15 protein-coding genes are annotated in these 15,155 nt (G+C 59.5%); 10 read left to right on the top strand and 5 right to left on the bottom strand.

Annotation, left to right across the window (positions count from 1 at the left end):
- Positions 1 to 96: 96 nt before the first annotated feature.
- Positions 97 to 972 carry a LysR substrate-binding domain-containing protein gene (locus tag ACMXYJ_RS22040; protein ID WP_415756908.1) on the bottom strand — a complete coding sequence of 292 codons (876 nt, stop codon included), beginning with the start codon at positions 970 to 972 and terminating at the stop codon, positions 97 to 99.
- A 233-nt stretch (positions 973 to 1,205) separates the two neighbouring features.
- A complete protein-coding gene (locus ACMXYJ_RS22035; protein WP_415756907.1) occupies positions 1,206 to 2,384 on the bottom strand; it encodes a hypothetical protein in 1,179 nt (392 codons plus the stop codon).
- Positions 2,385 to 2,568: 184 nt separating this feature from the next.
- Between ACMXYJ_RS22035 and ACMXYJ_RS22030 the strand changes: the two genes are divergently transcribed.
- The 8 genes from ACMXYJ_RS22030 (at position 2,569) to ACMXYJ_RS21995 (ending at position 11,033) form a co-directional block, all read left to right on the top strand.
- Positions 2,569 to 3,501, top strand: a complete 933-nt coding sequence (locus ACMXYJ_RS22030; protein WP_056741896.1) for a LysR substrate-binding domain-containing protein — start codon at positions 2,569 to 2,571, stop codon at positions 3,499 to 3,501.
- A gap of 233 nt (positions 3,502 to 3,734) precedes the next feature.
- On the top strand, positions 3,735 to 5,159 hold the full coding sequence (gene aldA / locus ACMXYJ_RS22025; protein WP_415760782.1) for an aldehyde dehydrogenase: 1,425 nt from the start codon (positions 3,735 to 3,737) through the stop codon (positions 5,157 to 5,159).
- Between the two features lie 84 nt (positions 5,160 to 5,243).
- A complete protein-coding gene (locus ACMXYJ_RS22020; protein WP_415756906.1) occupies positions 5,244 to 6,578 on the top strand; it encodes an MFS transporter in 1,335 nt (444 codons plus the stop codon).
- Position 6,579: 1 nt separating this feature from the next.
- Entirely contained in the window at positions 6,580 to 7,797 is a 1,218-nt protein-coding gene (locus ACMXYJ_RS22015; RefSeq protein WP_415756905.1) for a mandelate racemase/muconate lactonizing enzyme family protein, read from the top strand.
- 59 nt (positions 7,798 to 7,856) lie between these two features.
- Positions 7,857 to 9,464 (top strand): GMC family oxidoreductase, encoded by a 1,608-nt coding sequence (locus ACMXYJ_RS22010; RefSeq protein WP_415756904.1) that lies wholly within the window; start codon positions 7,857 to 7,859, stop codon positions 9,462 to 9,464.
- Between the two features lie 114 nt (positions 9,465 to 9,578).
- On the top strand, positions 9,579 to 9,986 hold the full coding sequence (locus tag ACMXYJ_RS22005; RefSeq protein ID WP_415756903.1) for a response regulator: 408 nt from the start codon (positions 9,579 to 9,581) through the stop codon (positions 9,984 to 9,986).
- A 94-nt stretch (positions 9,987 to 10,080) separates the two neighbouring features.
- The gene (locus ACMXYJ_RS22000) at positions 10,081 to 10,293 is read left to right on the top strand and encodes a DUF1059 domain-containing protein (RefSeq protein WP_415756902.1); all 213 of its coding nucleotides are present in this window, start codon (positions 10,081 to 10,083) and stop codon (positions 10,291 to 10,293) included.
- Positions 10,294 to 10,364: 71 nt separating this feature from the next.
- Entirely contained in the window at positions 10,365 to 11,033 is a 669-nt protein-coding gene (locus ACMXYJ_RS21995; RefSeq protein WP_415756901.1) for an HAD-IA family hydrolase, read from the top strand.
- 10 nt (positions 11,034 to 11,043) lie between these two features.
- On the opposite strand, the gene ACMXYJ_RS21990 is transcribed toward ACMXYJ_RS21995, so the two are convergent.
- Both ACMXYJ_RS21990 and ACMXYJ_RS21985 read right to left on the bottom strand, forming a co-directional pair.
- A complete protein-coding gene (locus ACMXYJ_RS21990; RefSeq protein ID WP_415756900.1) occupies positions 11,044 to 11,703 on the bottom strand; it encodes a methyltransferase family protein in 660 nt (219 codons plus the stop codon).
- A gap of 114 nt (positions 11,704 to 11,817) precedes the next feature.
- A complete protein-coding gene (locus ACMXYJ_RS21985; protein WP_415756899.1) occupies positions 11,818 to 12,765 on the bottom strand; it encodes a GlxA family transcriptional regulator in 948 nt (315 codons plus the stop codon).
- Between the two features lie 123 nt (positions 12,766 to 12,888).
- On the opposite strand from ACMXYJ_RS21985, the gene ACMXYJ_RS21980 reads away from it, so the two are divergent.
- Both ACMXYJ_RS21980 and ACMXYJ_RS21975 read left to right on the top strand, forming a co-directional pair.
- The gene (locus tag ACMXYJ_RS21980; RefSeq protein ID WP_415756898.1) at positions 12,889 to 13,680 is read left to right on the top strand and encodes an SDR family NAD(P)-dependent oxidoreductase; all 792 of its coding nucleotides are present in this window, start codon (positions 12,889 to 12,891) and stop codon (positions 13,678 to 13,680) included.
- A gap of 67 nt (positions 13,681 to 13,747) precedes the next feature.
- Positions 13,748 to 14,680: a pyridoxal-phosphate dependent enzyme gene (locus tag ACMXYJ_RS21975; protein ID WP_415756897.1), complete on the top strand. Its 933-nt coding sequence runs from the start codon at positions 13,748 to 13,750 to the stop codon at positions 14,678 to 14,680.
- Positions 14,681 to 14,732: 52 nt separating this feature from the next.
- Here the strand turns inward: ACMXYJ_RS21975 and ACMXYJ_RS21970 are convergent, their stop codons facing one another.
- The gene (locus tag ACMXYJ_RS21970) at positions 14,733 to 15,050 is read right to left on the bottom strand and encodes a DUF2388 domain-containing protein (protein WP_415756896.1); all 318 of its coding nucleotides are present in this window, start codon (positions 15,048 to 15,050) and stop codon (positions 14,733 to 14,735) included.
- Between the last annotated feature and the right edge of the window lie 105 nt (positions 15,051 to 15,155).

Raw genomic sequence — 15,155 nt, 5'->3', positions numbered from 1 at the left:
GAGCCTGCCCGCGATGAGGGAGTATCAGTCGACATCAAGGTTGACTGATCCACCGCTATCGCGAGCAGGCTCACTCCTACATGGGGACGGGGTGTATCAGGGATTGCTGACTAATCCCAACCAATCCGTAAACAGCTGCACCTTCGACAACCCTTTTTTGTCATTCGCCACATCCAGCCAATAGCCATACGGCCCGATCACTTCCACCGGAGTGATCGGCAACAGGCTGCCATTCGCCAGTTCCTTCTCGATCATCTGCCGGTCAATCACTGCCAATCCGCCACCCGCCAACGCGGTATGGATCACCTGATCCAGCGTGCTGAATTCCAGTCCTTGCCCCGCATCAACATCGTCCCGGCCCATCGCGGCCAACCAGTTCTCCCAGACCTTCAAGCGTTTGCCGTCGTGCAGGATATGCAGCAACGGAAACTGCCGCAGGTCCGGCGGCTGGCCGTCGTTGAACAGCTCTGGACTGGCCACGGCGATGTGACGCTCCATCACCAGCAACTGACTGCTGCAATGACTGGCTGCTTCGAGGCCGAAGCGGATATGGCAGTCGACTTCGGCGAGGCTGTCGTGGTTGGCCTGGTTAGTCACGCTCAGGCTGATGTCCGGATAACGTTGACAAAACACACGCAGGTGCGCCGACAACCAACGAGTCGCCCAGGTTGGCGGTGCGAGAATTCGCAGGCGTTGACGCAGATTGGGCACGCGCACCGCTTGCAGGGCGCGCTCGATGTGGTCGAAGGCCTCCGCCAGATGCGGGGAGAGGGCGGTGCCGGTTTCGGTCAGGGACAAGCCTTGTGGTGTGCGGATGAAGAGCGCTACGCCGAGGTAGTCTTCCAGTTGTTTGATCTGACGACTGACCGCCCCTTGGGTGACGTTTAATCCCAAAGCCGCCTGGCTGAAGCTGCGATGCCGCGCAACCTCTTCGAAGACGCGCAACATGTTTAGCGAGGGCAGTTGACGCATGGAAGGATGACTCCACACCGGCCTCGGGTGTTGCATCGGGTCGGTTTTGTTTTTGGATGGTTTTGTGGTGCCTATCTGACTATTGGCAACGGGCTGATGCAAGTGTTGTTTGCGCTGACGCTATCGCGAGCAGGCTCGCTCCTACAGTAGACCGAGTCGCTCATGGGAACGCGGTCCATTGTGGGAGTGAGCCTGCTCGCGATAGCGCCCGTGAGGGCGCTAATTAATCCGGATCAGAAGTAGTAACCAACGTTCACATACAACTGATTCTCCCACTGATCCGTCCCGCCAGCCCCCAGGCTCTGGGTATAGCTGCTGCCCCCAATGTACGGATCGTTCTTGCCAAACAACCATTCAGTCGCGATCCACAACTTGCTCACCGAAAACGAGCTGCCAAGAATCACCCGTTCGGAGGTCTTGAACTCGCTGGCGGATTTATCGAAGGCGCTGTAGTTGGCATAGACCTTGACCCCGCTGACCTGATCGAACAGGTATTTACCGGCCACGTCATAACTCACATCCGCCACATACAGGTTGCCGCGACTGGCGACGTTGTACGTGCCGTCGTAACCGCCCAGCGTCACCAGTTCATCTGTGCCTGCGTTGCGCGGCGACATCTGTTGCCGCGCCGCCTGCAACTGCACGCCCCACGGACCGTTCTTGCCCAAATAGTGAACGGCCACGGCGTTACGCCGGCCATCGTTGTCGGTGTCTTTGTTTTCCAGGGTGGAACTGAGGCCGGAAAGGCCCACTTCGGACTTCCACGGGCCCAGGTCCAGGGCCTTGGCCACGCGCAGCACCACGGTGTTGCGTTCCTGGTTGTTGCTGCCGTCGGAGACGTAACTGTCGGCTTCGGACACCACGCTGGAGTAGGTGACCCCGTTGCTGGTGCCTTTGCCTTGCCATGCCGGGCGCAGGTAGTAACCGGCCTGGAGGTTCCAGTCGCCGCTTTGCTGGATGTACTTGGCGCCGACCTGTTGCACATCTTCCAGGCCGATGACGTTGCCCAGGGTTTCGTAGAACGTGCTGCCGAAGTACGGCTGCAAACCAAACGGCACCGTGTTCAGACCCACTTGCACCTGCTGGTCGGGATTGAACCTGTAGCCGGCCCACGCGAACTTGGCGAATTGGATATCGCCGTAGTTCTTGGTGTACTGGTAGGGGTAGGAGCGTCCGTAGAAACGGTACTGGGCCTCACCGATCCATGTGTCGGAGTTGTACTTGGCGCTGAGGAACACAGTGTCCAGGCCAAACTTCTGAATGTCGCGGTCCGGGTCGTAGTCCCAGCGGGCACGGACCGCGCCGCCGAGATCGAGATTGTCAGTGACCTGTACCGCCATGGCAGGCGCCGCAAAGGTGCAGAGTAGAGCGAGGCAAGACGGACTAAGGCGCAAAGAAGCAGGGAAGGGCATGGGGCAGCTCTCGGTTATTTTTATTAGAGATGCCGGCCAGTCTTGCGATCAGCGATGCCTTGAACAAACGATAAAAAATGCGAGTAAACCTTCGCCAGATGCATGTTACTGAGAAAATCCTGTAGGACAATGCACCGCGAGCGTGGGATGCTTTGCGTCTTGTCACTCATCCCGAGAGCCCTCCATGAAACGAAAAATGCCCGGCCTCAACGCGCTGAAAGCCTTTGAAGTCGCTGGTAGCACGGGCAGCTTCACCCGGGCCGCCGAGTTGCTGAACGTGACGCAAAGCGCCGTCAGCCGGCAGGTGCGTCAGCTGGAAGAACAGCTCGAAGAGACGCTGCTGGAGCGCCGTCACCATCACCTCGAACTGACCAGCGCCGGTCGGATTCTGTTGCGGGCCTTGCATCAGTCCTTCGACAAAATCGAACTGACGGTGCGCAGTATTCAGCAGAAAACCCACTCCAATCGCCTGCACATCAACGCGCCGCCAACCTTCACCAACCGCTGGTTGATGCCGCGTCTGGGGCGGCTGCGCGAGAAGCATCCGGAACTGGAACTGAGCATCACCACGCGCTTGCAGGACAGCCTGGCGGAAACCAGTACGCTGGATTGTGCGATCCGTTTTGGCGACGGTGAATGGGACGGCCTGGACAGCTCGCTGCTGATCCAGGAACGGCACATCGCGGTGTGTGCACCGTCCTTGTATGCGCGAGAGTGGAGCGAGCGGGGCATCGACCTCAATCGCTTGACGCTGTTGCATGTACTGGCCCGGGAAGACCAGCGCTACCTGACCTGGAAACACTGGCTGGACGCCGCGCGAATCACCGGAGTCGACACCCAGGGCGGTTATGAATTCGACCTGTTGGACCTGGCAATCCGTGCGGCCATCGACGGCTTGGGCATCACCATTGCCGACTGGCATATGGTCGCTTCGGAACTGGCCACCGGGCAACTGACCCAGGTGCTGAACGTGCATGTGGAAGGGCACCAATCCTACTGGCTGGTGACCCGGCCCGAGCAGACGCTGATGCCGCAATTGCAGGTGTTCAGTCAGTGGTTGCAGGAAGAGATCTGGTTGGCGCAAAGGCAGCTCGAACCTTCCACCGCTGCTCTCTAATCCACACATAACCCCTGTAGGAGTGAGCCTGCTCGCGATGACGGTGTATCAGTCGACAACGTCATCGCCTGACACTCGCCATCGCGAGCAGGCTCACTCCTACAGGGAATTCCATCACTTTCGTAAGTAACCTGCATTTTTCGAATGTTACATCGCTCAATAAATCGTTTGTTCAACACCGGTCCAATGACAAGACTGCATTCACTGGATAAAAACAACGATGGGCGATGCACATGCGAACCGAGCGAAATTTTGTTAACGGTCACTTCATTGAACCTGCCAGCGAAGCGCTGATCGCAGTCTACAACCCGGCGACCGAAGCGCTGGTGGGTCATGTTTCAGCGGCGACCGCCGATGAAGCCACTGCCGCCGTCGAAGCCGCCGCGGGCGCCCAGAAAGTCTGGGGCAAACTCACCAGCATCGAACGCGCCGAACACCTGCGTTCCTTCGCCGACGCCCTCGACGCCTGTGCTGAAAACATCGGCGCAGCCCTGGCAGCTGAATCCGGCAAGAGCGTTGCCGATGCCAGCAACGAAGCCCGTTATGCCGCGCAGATCACCCGTTACCACGCCGAGTGGGCGCGCCGTATCGAAGGCGAAATCATTCCCAGCGACACCCCGAACGAAAACCTCTTTCTGCACCGCGAGCCGATTGGCGTCGTTGCCTGCCTTATTCCGTTCAACTACCCGGTCTATACGTTGCTGCGCAAAATCGCCCCGGCGTTGATTGCCGGCAACACGGTGGTGGTGCGTCCGAGCAACAACACCCCGACCTCGGCGTTCGAGATCGCCAAGGCTGTGCAGCAATCCGGTTTGCCCGCCGGCGTGGTCAATATCCTGACCATGGATCACGCCACGGCCGCGACCGTTTGCACCCATAAGGCTGTTGGTTTGATCACCCTGACCGGCAGCGTCAACGCCGGGCGCATCGTGCTCGATTACTGCAAGGCCAACATCGCCAAGCCGTCACTTGAGTTGGGCGGTAAAACCCCGGCGATCATCGAGGCCGACGCCGATCTTGAAGCCGCCGCTACCGCGATCGTAGCCTCCAAGACCACCCACTGCGGCCAGTTGTGCACGGCGGTCGAGCGGGTCTACGTGCAGGAAAGCGTCTATGAACAGTTCCTCGCGCTGCTGAAAGCCAAAATCAGCGCCGTGAAGTTCGGTGACCGTGCCACCGACGCCAATCTGATGGGGCCGTTGGTCAACGCCAGTTCGCAACAGAGCATCCACGCCATGGTCGAGCGCGCCATTGCCGACGGCGCTGTACTGGAAACCGGCGGTGTGCTGCCAGAAGGCAAGGGTCATTTCTACCCGCCGACGCTGCTTAGCGGCTGCCGTCAGGACATGGAAATCATCCAGGAAGAAATCTTCGGCCCGGTGCTGCCGGTGCTCAAGTACCGCGACATCGACGAAGCGCTGGCCATGGCCAACGATCACCAGTTCGGCCTGTCTTCGGTGCTGTACACCGAGAACTACCGCACCACGATGAAAGTCGCCAACGCCATCGAGGCCGGCGAGTTGTACGTCAATCGCACCCCGGCAGATCCGTACCAGGGCTTCCACGCCGGCTGGAAACGCTCGGGCCTTGGCGGCGATGACGGCAAACACGGCATGCTCGAATTCACCCAGACCCGTCTGGTCGTCATGAAGTATTGATCCACCCGCAACACGCCTCACGCCACACCCATAAAAACAATATTTTGGGGCGCCCGGACCACCGGACTGCCCGAGGTCTCCTAGATGTCCAAGCATGCATCCACTGCTGCCGCTGTTCAGGGTTCGAACGCGGGTACAAAAAGCCACAGTGACAAGGGAAGTCGCTATTTCCAACTGATGCTATTGGTGCTGGCCGCCGGTGCGATCTATCCGATCCTGTACCTGCGCCAGGTCTACCAGACCACCATGCTCGAAGTGTTTCAGATCAACCACAGCGAACTGGGTTATCTGTACTCGATGCTCGGGACGATTTTCCTCCTCAGTTACTTGCCGAGCGGTTGGCTGGCGGATCGCATTGCCCCACGCTTTCTGATCTTCTTCTCGCTGGTCGCCACCGGAGCGTTAGGCCTGTGGTACTCCACCGCGCCGTCTATGACCGGTCTGATGATCATCTTCGGTTGCTGGGGCCTGACCACCGGCCTGACGTTCTGGGCCTCGGTGCTCAAACGCGTGAAGATGATTGCTCATCACACTGAACAAGGTCGGTTCTTCGGCATTCTCGATGGCGGTCGCGGACTGGTCGAAGCCTTGCTGGCGACTGTCGCTTTGGGGCTGTTTGCCTTCGCCACCGAAACCCGTGGCGAATCGGCTGCCGAAGGTTTCAAACAGGTGGTTTACCTCTATGCCTTCACCTGTATCGCCATCGGCTGTGTGCTGGTGTTGATCAAGGACCCGAAGTCCATGGAAGACACGGCGCCGGTGGAAAAGGGCAAGTACAACCTGCTCAGCGATCTGACGACCTTGGTGAAAATCCCTGAATTGTGGTTGGTGACGGCCATCGTGTTCTGCGGTTATCACATCTTCTGGGCCACCTACAGCTTCTCCGATTACCTGCAAGGCGGCGGCATGACCGCGGTCATGGCCGGCACCATCACCACCATTAAACTGTGGATGCGCCCGATCGGCGGTATCGGCGGCGGCTGGCTGGGTGACAAGTTCTCCAACATCTCGGTGCTGATCGTGGCGCTGTTCCTCGCGACGTTGGCGATGGTCGGCCTGATCGTGTTCCCGGCGCTCAACAGCATGGGCCTGCTGATCGGCACCGTGATCTTCATCGGCCTGATGACCTACGCCATTCGCGGCTTGTACTGGGCGATCCTCGACACCTGCAACATCCCGCTGCGCATCACCGGCCTGGCTATCGGCATCGTCTCGGTGGTCGGTTACCTGCCGGATGCCTTCATTCCCTTGATCAACGGCTACCTCACCGAGCATTTCCCGGGTGCCTTTGGTTACAAGCTGTATTTCGGCTACATCGCTTTCGTCGGCCTGCTCGGGACCCTCGCGGCCCTGACCTTGCGCGCACGTATCAATCGTCAATCTTTGAACAAAACATCTTTGAATAAAACAGGTGCCTGAGATGAAAATCGTCGCCCTTGAAACCCATATCGTTGCCGTACCGCCACCGCACATCGGTGGCATGTACTGGCTGTTCGTCAAGCTCAAGACCGATTGCGGTATTGAAGGCGTGGGCGAAATCTACGCCGCGACCTTCGGCCCCAAAGCCATGCTGCCGATCATCGAAGACGTGTTCGAACGCTACTTGCTCAACCACGACCCGCACCACATTGAGCGCTTCTTCCGTCAGGCCTATTCGAGCGGTTTCACCCAGCGGCCGGACCTGACCATGATGGGCGTGGTCAGCGGCCTGGAGATGGCCTGCTGGGACATCATCGGCAAAGCGGCGAACAAGCCGGTGTATGAACTGCTGGGCGGCAAGGTCAACGAACGCCTGCGTTCCTACACCTACCTGTACCCGGTCAACAGCAAGGGCGAGTACGACTACGACGACCCGGACCTGGCCGCCGAATGCGCCATCGAGAACATGAACAAAGGCTTCACCGCCGTGAAATTCGACCCGGCCGGGCCTTACACCGCGTACTCCGGGCACCAGATCTCGCTGGAAGTGCTGGAACGCTGCGAAACCTTCTGCCGCAAGATCCGCGAAGCGGTGGGCGACAAGTGCGATCTGCTGTTCGGCACCCACGGGCAAATGGTGCCGTCCTCGGCGATCCGCCTGGCCAAGCGCCTGGAGAAATACGATCCGCTGTGGTTCGAAGAACCGGTGCCGCCGGGCCAGGAAGAGGCCATGGCGCAAGTCGCGGCCAAAACCAGCATCCCGATTGCCACCGGCGAACGGCTGACCACCAAGTACGAATTCTTCAAACTGTTGCAGGCGGGTGGCGCGTCGATTTTGCAGATGAACGTGGCCCGCTGCGGCGGTCTGCTGGAAGCAAAAAAGATCGCGAGCATGGCCGAAGCTTATTACGCGCAGATCGCGCCACACCTCTACAACGGGCCGATTGGCGCCGCGGCGAGTTTCCAGTTGGCCACCTGCACGCCGAACTTCCTGATTCAGGAAAGCATCATGACCTGGGGCGGGTTCCATGCCGAAGTCCTGACCAAACCGCTGCAATGGGAGGACGGTTACATCATCCCGTCCACCGAGCCGGGCCTGGGCGTGGAGCTGAACATGGACGTGGTGCGCAAGCATTCGCCGTACACCGGCGAGCGTTTGCACCTGCAAATGGCGCCGACACCGGCTGATGTCAAAGACGCATCGCCAGCTCGAGGCTGACGGGATTTGCCGCCCATGACGGGCGGTTTTTTGTAAAACGACTTACGCGGTAACCGTGCATGACTTACGACTACATCATCGCTGGCGCTGGCGCCGCAGGCTGCATCCTTGCCAATCGGCTCTCGGCGTCCGGGAAACACTCGGTGTTGCTGCTGGAAGCGGGCGGAAAGGACAGTTCCCTGTGGTTCAGGATCCCGGTCGGCTTCGCCAAAATGTATTACAACCCGACCTTCAACTGGATGTACTACAGCCAGCCGCAAAAACAGCTGAACAACCGCGAAATCTATGCCCCGCGGGGCAAGGTACAGGGTGGTTCGGGCTCGATCAACGCGATGATCTACGTCCGTGGCCAGGCCCATGACTTCGACGACTGGGCGGCTAACGGCAATGAAGGCTGGGGCTTCAAGGAGGTGCTGCCGTACTTCCGCAAACTGGAAAACCATCCGCTGGGCGACAGCGAGTACCACGGCGGCAGCGGCCCGATCAGCATCACGCCGATGAAGGGCCAGACCCATCCGATTTGCGATGTGTTCCTAAAGGGCTGCGATGAACTGGGTTATCCCCATAGCGATGACTTCAACGGCCCGAAATTTGAAGGTTCGGGCATCTACGACGTCAACACCCGCAACGGTCAGCGTTGCTCCAGCAGTTTTGCGCATCTGCATCCGGCATTGAGCCGGCCGAACCTGACGGTCGAGCATTACGCGCTGGTGGATCGGGTGTTGTTTGATAACGGCCGGGCGACCGGGATTTCCATCACCCAGCACGGCGTGGTGCGGACATTTACCGCCAACAAGGAAGTCATTCTTTGCGCCGGTGCCGTGGACACGCCGAAGATCCTGCAATTGTCCGGTGTCGCGGATCAGGCGCTGCTGGCCAAACACAACATCCCGTTGGTCAAACACCTGCCGGCGGTGGGGCAGAACCTGCAAGATCACCTGTGCGCCAGTTACTACTACAAGGCCAACATCCCGACGCTCAACGATCAACTGAGCTCGCTGTTTGGTCAGTTCAAACTGGGCTTGAAGTACCTGTTCACCCGCAAGGGCGCACTGGCGATGAGCGTCAATCAGGCCGGCGGATTCTTCCGTGGCAACGAGCTACAGGCCAACCCGAACCTGCAGTTGTACTTCAACCCGTTGTCGTACCAGATTCCAAAAAACAATAAGGCTAGCCTCAAGCCGGAACCGTATTCAGGCTTCCTGTTGTGCTTCAACCCGTGCCGGCCGACCAGTCGCGGGCACATCGAGATTGCCTCGAAAAATCCGCGGGACGCGGCGCTGATCGACCCCAATTACCTGAGCACGCAAAAGGACATCGACGAGGTGATCCAGGGCAGCCGCTTGATGCGCAGAATCATGCAGGCGCCGGCACTCAAAGGCATTACCGTCGAAGAAGTGCTGCCGGGGCCGGCCATCGAAAGTGACGAACAGATGCTGCAGTATTTTCGCGAAAACAGCGGTTCGATCTATCACCTGTGCGGTTCCTGCGCGATGGGTGCGGACGAACAGACGTCGGTGGTCGACAAGCGGCTTAAAGTCCATGGTTTAGACGGTTTGCGCATTGTCGATGCATCGATTTTCCCTAACGTGACCTCTGGCAACACTCACGCCGCCGTGCTTATGGTGGCGGAGAAGGGCGCCGATCTGATTTTGCAGGACGCCTGATTTCGTCGTCTGGTTGCATCAAAAATGAATTTCCGCCGAGCCCGCTGCTCATACCTGATAGGCAGCGGATTTAAGCGCGCGAAATCATTTAGGCAATCAGGGAGTGGCACAGTCATGAGACCAGTATCGACGGCGGGCGATCATCTCCTTGGCGGGTTGATTCTTGTGGTGGAGGACGACCCGCTGATCCTGGAGTTCCTCTGCGAAATTCTTCAGGAAGAAGGCTTTGTGGTTGAACCGCAGACCAGCGCGGATGCGGCGTCGAAGTATCTGGAGCAACACTCCGAAGGCGTCCGTTTATTACTCACGGACATCACCATGCCGGGCAAACTCAATGGCGCGGACCTGGCCAATCTGTTTGGCGACCGCTGGCCCGACAAACCGATCATGATCATGTCCGGTTTTGAAACGCCGGAAAGCTCCGGGGTCAGGCATTCGGTGTCGTTCATCAAGAAACCATGGGCGCTTGGGCAGTTGCTGGACTGTGTGGAAGGTGCCTTGAAGTCGAAACGTACCCTTTAGAACCTTGCGGCACATCAGACCCCTAGCACTTTTGACGATGCGCCTTGTGGCGGGCCTATACTTCAAGAGTCGCCCCAGTAGGGAGGAGAAGATCATGGCGCGTAAATACATCGATTGCCGCGAGTTTCCAAGCGATGCCAAATGCTCGGTCGCACTGTCCGCAGACTCTGAAAACGAACTGCTCGAGGCCGCCGCACAGCATGCGGTCAGTGTTCACAAGCACACCGACTCACCGGAACTGCGTGCTCAACTGAAGACGATGTTTCACGACGGCACGCCGCCTGTTGACGCACCGCGTCCTGCTTAGTAACGAGATCCTCTCGCAAATGCTACATTGCCCGGCGAACCCGCCTGGCACTTGCGAGAGGAAGCTCCCCCTTGTCTGCTCAAGAATCTGTCTTCAACACCCCGTACCGCGCTTTTCTGTTTGATATGGACGGCACCGTCCTCAATTCCATCGCCGCTGCCGAGCGGATCTGGGCGGCCTGGGCCTTGCGCCACGGCGTCGATGTCGACACTTTCCTGCCCACCATCCATGGCGTTCGCGCTATCGACACCATCAATCGTCTGGCATTGCCCGGGGTGGATGCCGAGGCTGAAGCGGCGTTCATCACCGAGGCGGAAATCGGGGATGTCGAGGGGATCATCGAGGTGCCTGGCGCGGCGAATTTCCTGAAGTCGCTGCCCGCCAATCAATGGGCTATCGTCACCTCGGCGCCGAAGGCATTGGCGCTGCGGCGGATGGCTGCGGCGGGTATTCCGCAGCCTCTGGTGATGGTCACTGCCGAAGACGTCAGTGCCGGCAAACCCGATCCCGCGGGCTATCGACTGGCGGCCAGGCGCTTGGGCGTTGAACCAGCCGATTGCCTGATTTTCGAAGACGCCACCGTGGGCATACTTGCCGCCGAGGCAGCGGGCGCGAGCCTGATCGTGGTGACTGCGACCCACGACCATCCGCTCCAGACTCCGCATGCCACGCTCGCCAGCTATGAGTCGGTCGAGGCCCGCAAAGACGCCGACGGTCTCATCCGCCTAACGAAGATCTAATGTGGATTGACTAGTAAACCCCGGGAATCAAGCGCCAACTGCGGGCGCAATAAGCCTCGTATTCACTGCCGAACTGCGCCCTTAACAGCGCTTCTTCGGAGTGAATGCGGGCGATCAGCGGGATCAGCGTCACCGCGGCCAGCAACAGGCCAACGCCGGAGCGAAAGGCCAGTGCCCAGCCCACAGCAGTGATCATCAGCCCCAGATAACTGGGGTTGCGCAAGGAGCGATAAATCCCGTCGGTGACCAGCGTGTGCCCCGGCTGAATCGCCACCAGTCCACTGAAACGCTTGCCCAGCACAAACACCGGCCACAGCCGCAGCGTGCCGCCGATGATGAACAACAACGCCCCGAGCCAGCGCACACCTTCGCCGCCAAACGTCCAGAAATCGATCCGGTCGGTGTAGGCCGGCAGGTACCCGCTCAATAATCCGATCACCCCGAACGCCGGCAGCACCCAGCGATTGGCCCGGTCTTCACGTTCGCCGGAACTCAGGTTGACCTCAGTGAACAAAGACGCGATGGCCATCACCAAAGTGGCAAACACGATGACCACCAGCGGTGTATGAGAGAAAAACGCCGAGAACCCGCCGAGCCCCCACACCGCGAGCCCAAGGTAGGCGAGGGTGGAAACAACGGCGAAGAACGCCAGTTTGGCCGAGATTTTCATCTGCATCTCCACAAACGGACCTGACACCGTTCATTGTAGGAGCTGCCGCAGGCTGCGATCTTTTGATCTTGTTTTGAAAAGCGAAGATCAAAAGATCGCAGCCTTCGGCAGCTCCTACGTGGCGGTGTCTGCCCTGGCATTACGCCGAATCACCTGGGGCGGCTGCCCGAACGCCCGAAGGAAGGCTTCGCGCATGCGGCGGCAGTCGCTGAAGCCGGACTCTTCGGCGATCTGATCGAGGGTCAGGCGCCCGCGTTCCAGCATCTGGCGCGCCGTTTCCAGGCGCAGGTTCTCAATGGCTTTGGCCGGCGATTGACCGGTTTCCGCCCGAAAGGCCCGGCTGAACTGCCGAGGGCTGAGGCGCGCGACGTCCGCCAGATGCTCCACCGACAACGTCTCGGTGAGGTGCTCTCGCGCATAGCCGAGGACGGTTTGAATGCGGTCGGATTTCGCTTCCAGTTCCAGCAGCGCCGAGTGCTGCGACTGGCCGCCCGCGCGGCGGTGGTACATCACCAGTTTCTGCGCCACGGAACGGGCCAGTGCGGCGCCGTGATCCTTTTCGACCATGGCCAGCGCCAGGTCGATGCCGGCGGTCATCCCGGCGGAGGTCCAGATTGAACCGTCGACGACGTAGATGCGATCTTCTTCAACCTTGATCGACGGAAACCTCGCTTGCAGCTCCCGTGCATAAGCCCAATGGGTGGTGGCCCGCCGCCCATCTAGTAAACCCGCCTGGGCCAGGACGAACGCGCCGGAGCAGATCGACGCCGTGCGCCGTGCGGTTTTAACGTTTGCGCGCAGGTAGTTCAGCACGCCCTCGGGTGCCTGCGCGAGGATGGCATCGCCGCCCACCACAATCACCGTGTCGAACACCCGCTCACCAAAGGCCTCGGTGCCGACGTTCAGCCCACCGGAAGCGCGCAATGTGCGGCCGTCTTCGGACACCACGCTCACCTCATAAAGCGCCTCGCCAGCGCTGAAATTGGCGTACTCGAACACCGGCATGGCCGCCAGCGCCATGGACTGGAACCCTTCAAACACTACAAATGCCACGGAAGTCATCGAGATGTCCTCAAAAGGTCATGTCCGAAAAACGTACTTTAAACGTCATTTGAGACGGCCGTTAGACCCTTTATAACGGATCACACCCGGCGACGTTATCGCCTCACTGTGAAGGAAATAGACATGGCCCTCTCATCCAAAGGTACCGCGCTGATCACTGGCGCCTCTTCGGGCATCGGCGCGGTGTATGCCGACCGTCTCGCCCGGCAGGGTTACGACCTGATTCTGGTCGCCCGCAGCCAGGCAAAACTGAACACCCTGGCCAACCACCTGAGTAACGAAACCGGCCGCGCCGTGGAAGTGGTCGCCGCCGATTTGAAAGACAAGGCCGACGTGCGGCGGGTCGAAGAAATTCTACGCTCCGACGCCAGTATCACCCTGTTGGTCAACAACGCCGGGGTCGGCGCCGTCATGCCGCTGCTCGGCAGCCCGGTGGATGACATGGAAGACATGATCACCCTCAACGTGACCGCTTTGATGCGCCTGGCTTACGCGGTGGTGCCAGGCTTCGTCGCTCGCGGCACAGGAACTGTGATCAATATCTCCTCGATTGTTGCCATCGCCCCGGAAATTCTCAACGGCGTGTATGGCGGGACCAAGGCGTTTGTCCTCGGCCTGAGCCAATCGATGCACCGCGAACTGGCGGACAAAGGCATTCGGATCCAGGCCGTGCTGCCCGGCGCTACCGCCACCGACTTCTGGAGCGAGGCCGGCAACCCGGTGGAAAACCTGCCGCAAGAGATCGTGATGTCTGCCCAGGACATGGTCGATGCCGCGCTGACGGGGCTGGCGCAAGGCGAAGTGGTGACCATTCCGGGCCTGCACCAAGGCGACCAGTGGGACACCTACGAAGCCCAGCGCCAGACGCTTTCAGGTTTGTTCGGCCATTCCACGGCCGCACCGCGTTATCGCTGAAGCGGTAGCCGCGGGGCAGGGTGAACTAAGCTTGGAGTAGGACTGTTCACCCTTAAGGAGCTCCACCATGCTTCACATCAGGACGCCCTTGATTCTGCATCCAGACCTGTCGACCCCATCTCGACGAATCTGGCTCAAGCTGGAAAACCTGCAACCGAGCGGCTCATTCAAACTTCGCGGTATTGGGCTCTTGTGCAGCCAGGCGGCGGAGCAAGGGAAACGCAAAGTCATCTGTCCTTCCGGCGGCAATGCCGGGTTCGCCACCGCCGTGGCTGCCGCCAGCCTGGGGTTGAAAGCCTGCATTGTGGTGCCGAACACCACCCCGGAAACCACCCGCGCAAAAATCCGCAAAACCGGTGCCGAGGTGATCGTTCATGGCAAGGTCTGGGACGAAGCCAATCTACGGGCCAAGGAACTCGCGCAGGGCGCGGACACCGAATATGTGCCAGCCTTCGATCACCCGGTGCTGTGGGAAGGGCACAGCACGATGGTCGATGAAATCCTCGAAGATTGCCCTCAGGTCGATGCACTCGTGATGTCGGTAGGGGGTGGAGGTTTGCTGGCGGGCATTCTCACCGGATTGATCCGCCACCAGCGCATGGACTGTCGGATAATCGCGTGTGAAACCCAGGGTTCTGCGTCTTTTGCCGCCGCTGTCAGTGCCGGACATCCAGTCATATTTCCCCGGATTGATACGGTCGCCAGGTCGCTTGGCGCTACGTTGGTGGCTGCCTGGCCGGTGCAGCATATTTTCGATTTCCCGCACGAATGTGTCGCGCTCAGCGATGACGAGGCAATCATGGGCGTGGTGCGTTATGCCAACGACTTGCGTCAGTTGGTCGAACCGGCGTGCGGTGTTTCGTTGGCGATTGGATACCTGGACCATCCGGCGATTGCCGAAGCCCATGACGTAGTGATTGTGGTGTGTGGCGGCGTGAGCATCAGCGCGCAGCTGGTGGCGGGTTGGGCGCGATTATCCACCGGTGCTGAAGCAAGGTAGGGCTGCACACGCTATCTGGGCGCTGCAAGCCCCACCGCTACTTTTTCAGTCTTTATTTGCCTGCAGCTACGCCTTCCTGGACGAGGATTGCTCTGGCCAGGTCTTCGTCGCTGGCGTTGAGGCCGGGATTTTCCTGACGAATCTGCTTTAAGTACGACTCCAGATAAACACCACGAATCGCACCGCCACTGGCAACGAAGCTGGAGGCGTCATCCCGAGCCGGAATCACCCGTTTGTCATCCTTGAAGGTCGAGTACAACGATGCGGAAACCCCGGCTGACGTGGCGACATCGCCCGCATCCACTTTGGCCATAGCGGAGCCGAAGGGTAAACACAGCAAAAGGGAAGAGATGATAATCAGACGGCGCATGACGGTGTCCTCTGAAAGCGTGAAGCAAAAAAGGAAGTACCTCATAGTCTAGGATGCGTGGCGGACGTCAGGAGTTCCCTGGCGAAGCGATATCAGTTTAATGCG

This window comes from Pseudomonas arabinosi, assembly GCF_047758675.1.
GTDB classification, from domain to species: domain Bacteria; phylum Pseudomonadota; class Gammaproteobacteria; order Pseudomonadales; family Pseudomonadaceae; genus Aquipseudomonas; species Aquipseudomonas arabinosi.
The sequence above is the reverse complement of the archived record's forward strand: the minus strand, read 5'-3'. Positions and strand labels throughout refer to the sequence as shown.

Coding starts and splice junctions, on each gene's coding strand:
- ACMXYJ_RS22040 (WP_415756908.1), bottom strand. CDS start 972: ATGCGTCAACTGCCCTCGCTAAACATGTTGCGCGTCTTCGAAGAGGTT.
- ACMXYJ_RS22035 (WP_415756907.1), bottom strand. CDS start 2,384: ATGCCCTTCCCTGCTTCTTTGCGCCTTAGTCCGTCTTGCCTCGCTCTA.
- ACMXYJ_RS22030 (WP_056741896.1), top strand. CDS start 2,569: ATGAAACGAAAAATGCCCGGCCTCAACGCGCTGAAAGCCTTTGAAGTC.
- aldA (WP_415760782.1), top strand. CDS start 3,735: ATGCGAACCGAGCGAAATTTTGTTAACGGTCACTTCATTGAACCTGCC.
- ACMXYJ_RS22020 (WP_415756906.1), top strand. CDS start 5,244: ATGTCCAAGCATGCATCCACTGCTGCCGCTGTTCAGGGTTCGAACGCG.
- ACMXYJ_RS22015 (WP_415756905.1), top strand. CDS start 6,580: ATGAAAATCGTCGCCCTTGAAACCCATATCGTTGCCGTACCGCCACCG.
- ACMXYJ_RS22010 (WP_415756904.1), top strand. CDS start 7,857: ATGACTTACGACTACATCATCGCTGGCGCTGGCGCCGCAGGCTGCATC.
- ACMXYJ_RS22005 (WP_415756903.1), top strand. CDS start 9,579: ATGAGACCAGTATCGACGGCGGGCGATCATCTCCTTGGCGGGTTGATT.
- ACMXYJ_RS22000 (WP_415756902.1), top strand. CDS start 10,081: ATGGCGCGTAAATACATCGATTGCCGCGAGTTTCCAAGCGATGCCAAA.
- ACMXYJ_RS21990 (WP_415756900.1), bottom strand. CDS start 11,703: ATGAAAATCTCGGCCAAACTGGCGTTCTTCGCCGTTGTTTCCACCCTC.
- ACMXYJ_RS21985 (WP_415756899.1), bottom strand. CDS start 12,765: ATGACTTCCGTGGCATTTGTAGTGTTTGAAGGGTTCCAGTCCATGGCG.
- ACMXYJ_RS21980 (WP_415756898.1), top strand. CDS start 12,889: ATGGCCCTCTCATCCAAAGGTACCGCGCTGATCACTGGCGCCTCTTCG.
- ACMXYJ_RS21975 (WP_415756897.1), top strand. CDS start 13,748: ATGCTTCACATCAGGACGCCCTTGATTCTGCATCCAGACCTGTCGACC.
- ACMXYJ_RS21970 (WP_415756896.1), bottom strand. CDS start 15,050: ATGCGCCGTCTGATTATCATCTCTTCCCTTTTGCTGTGTTTACCCTTC.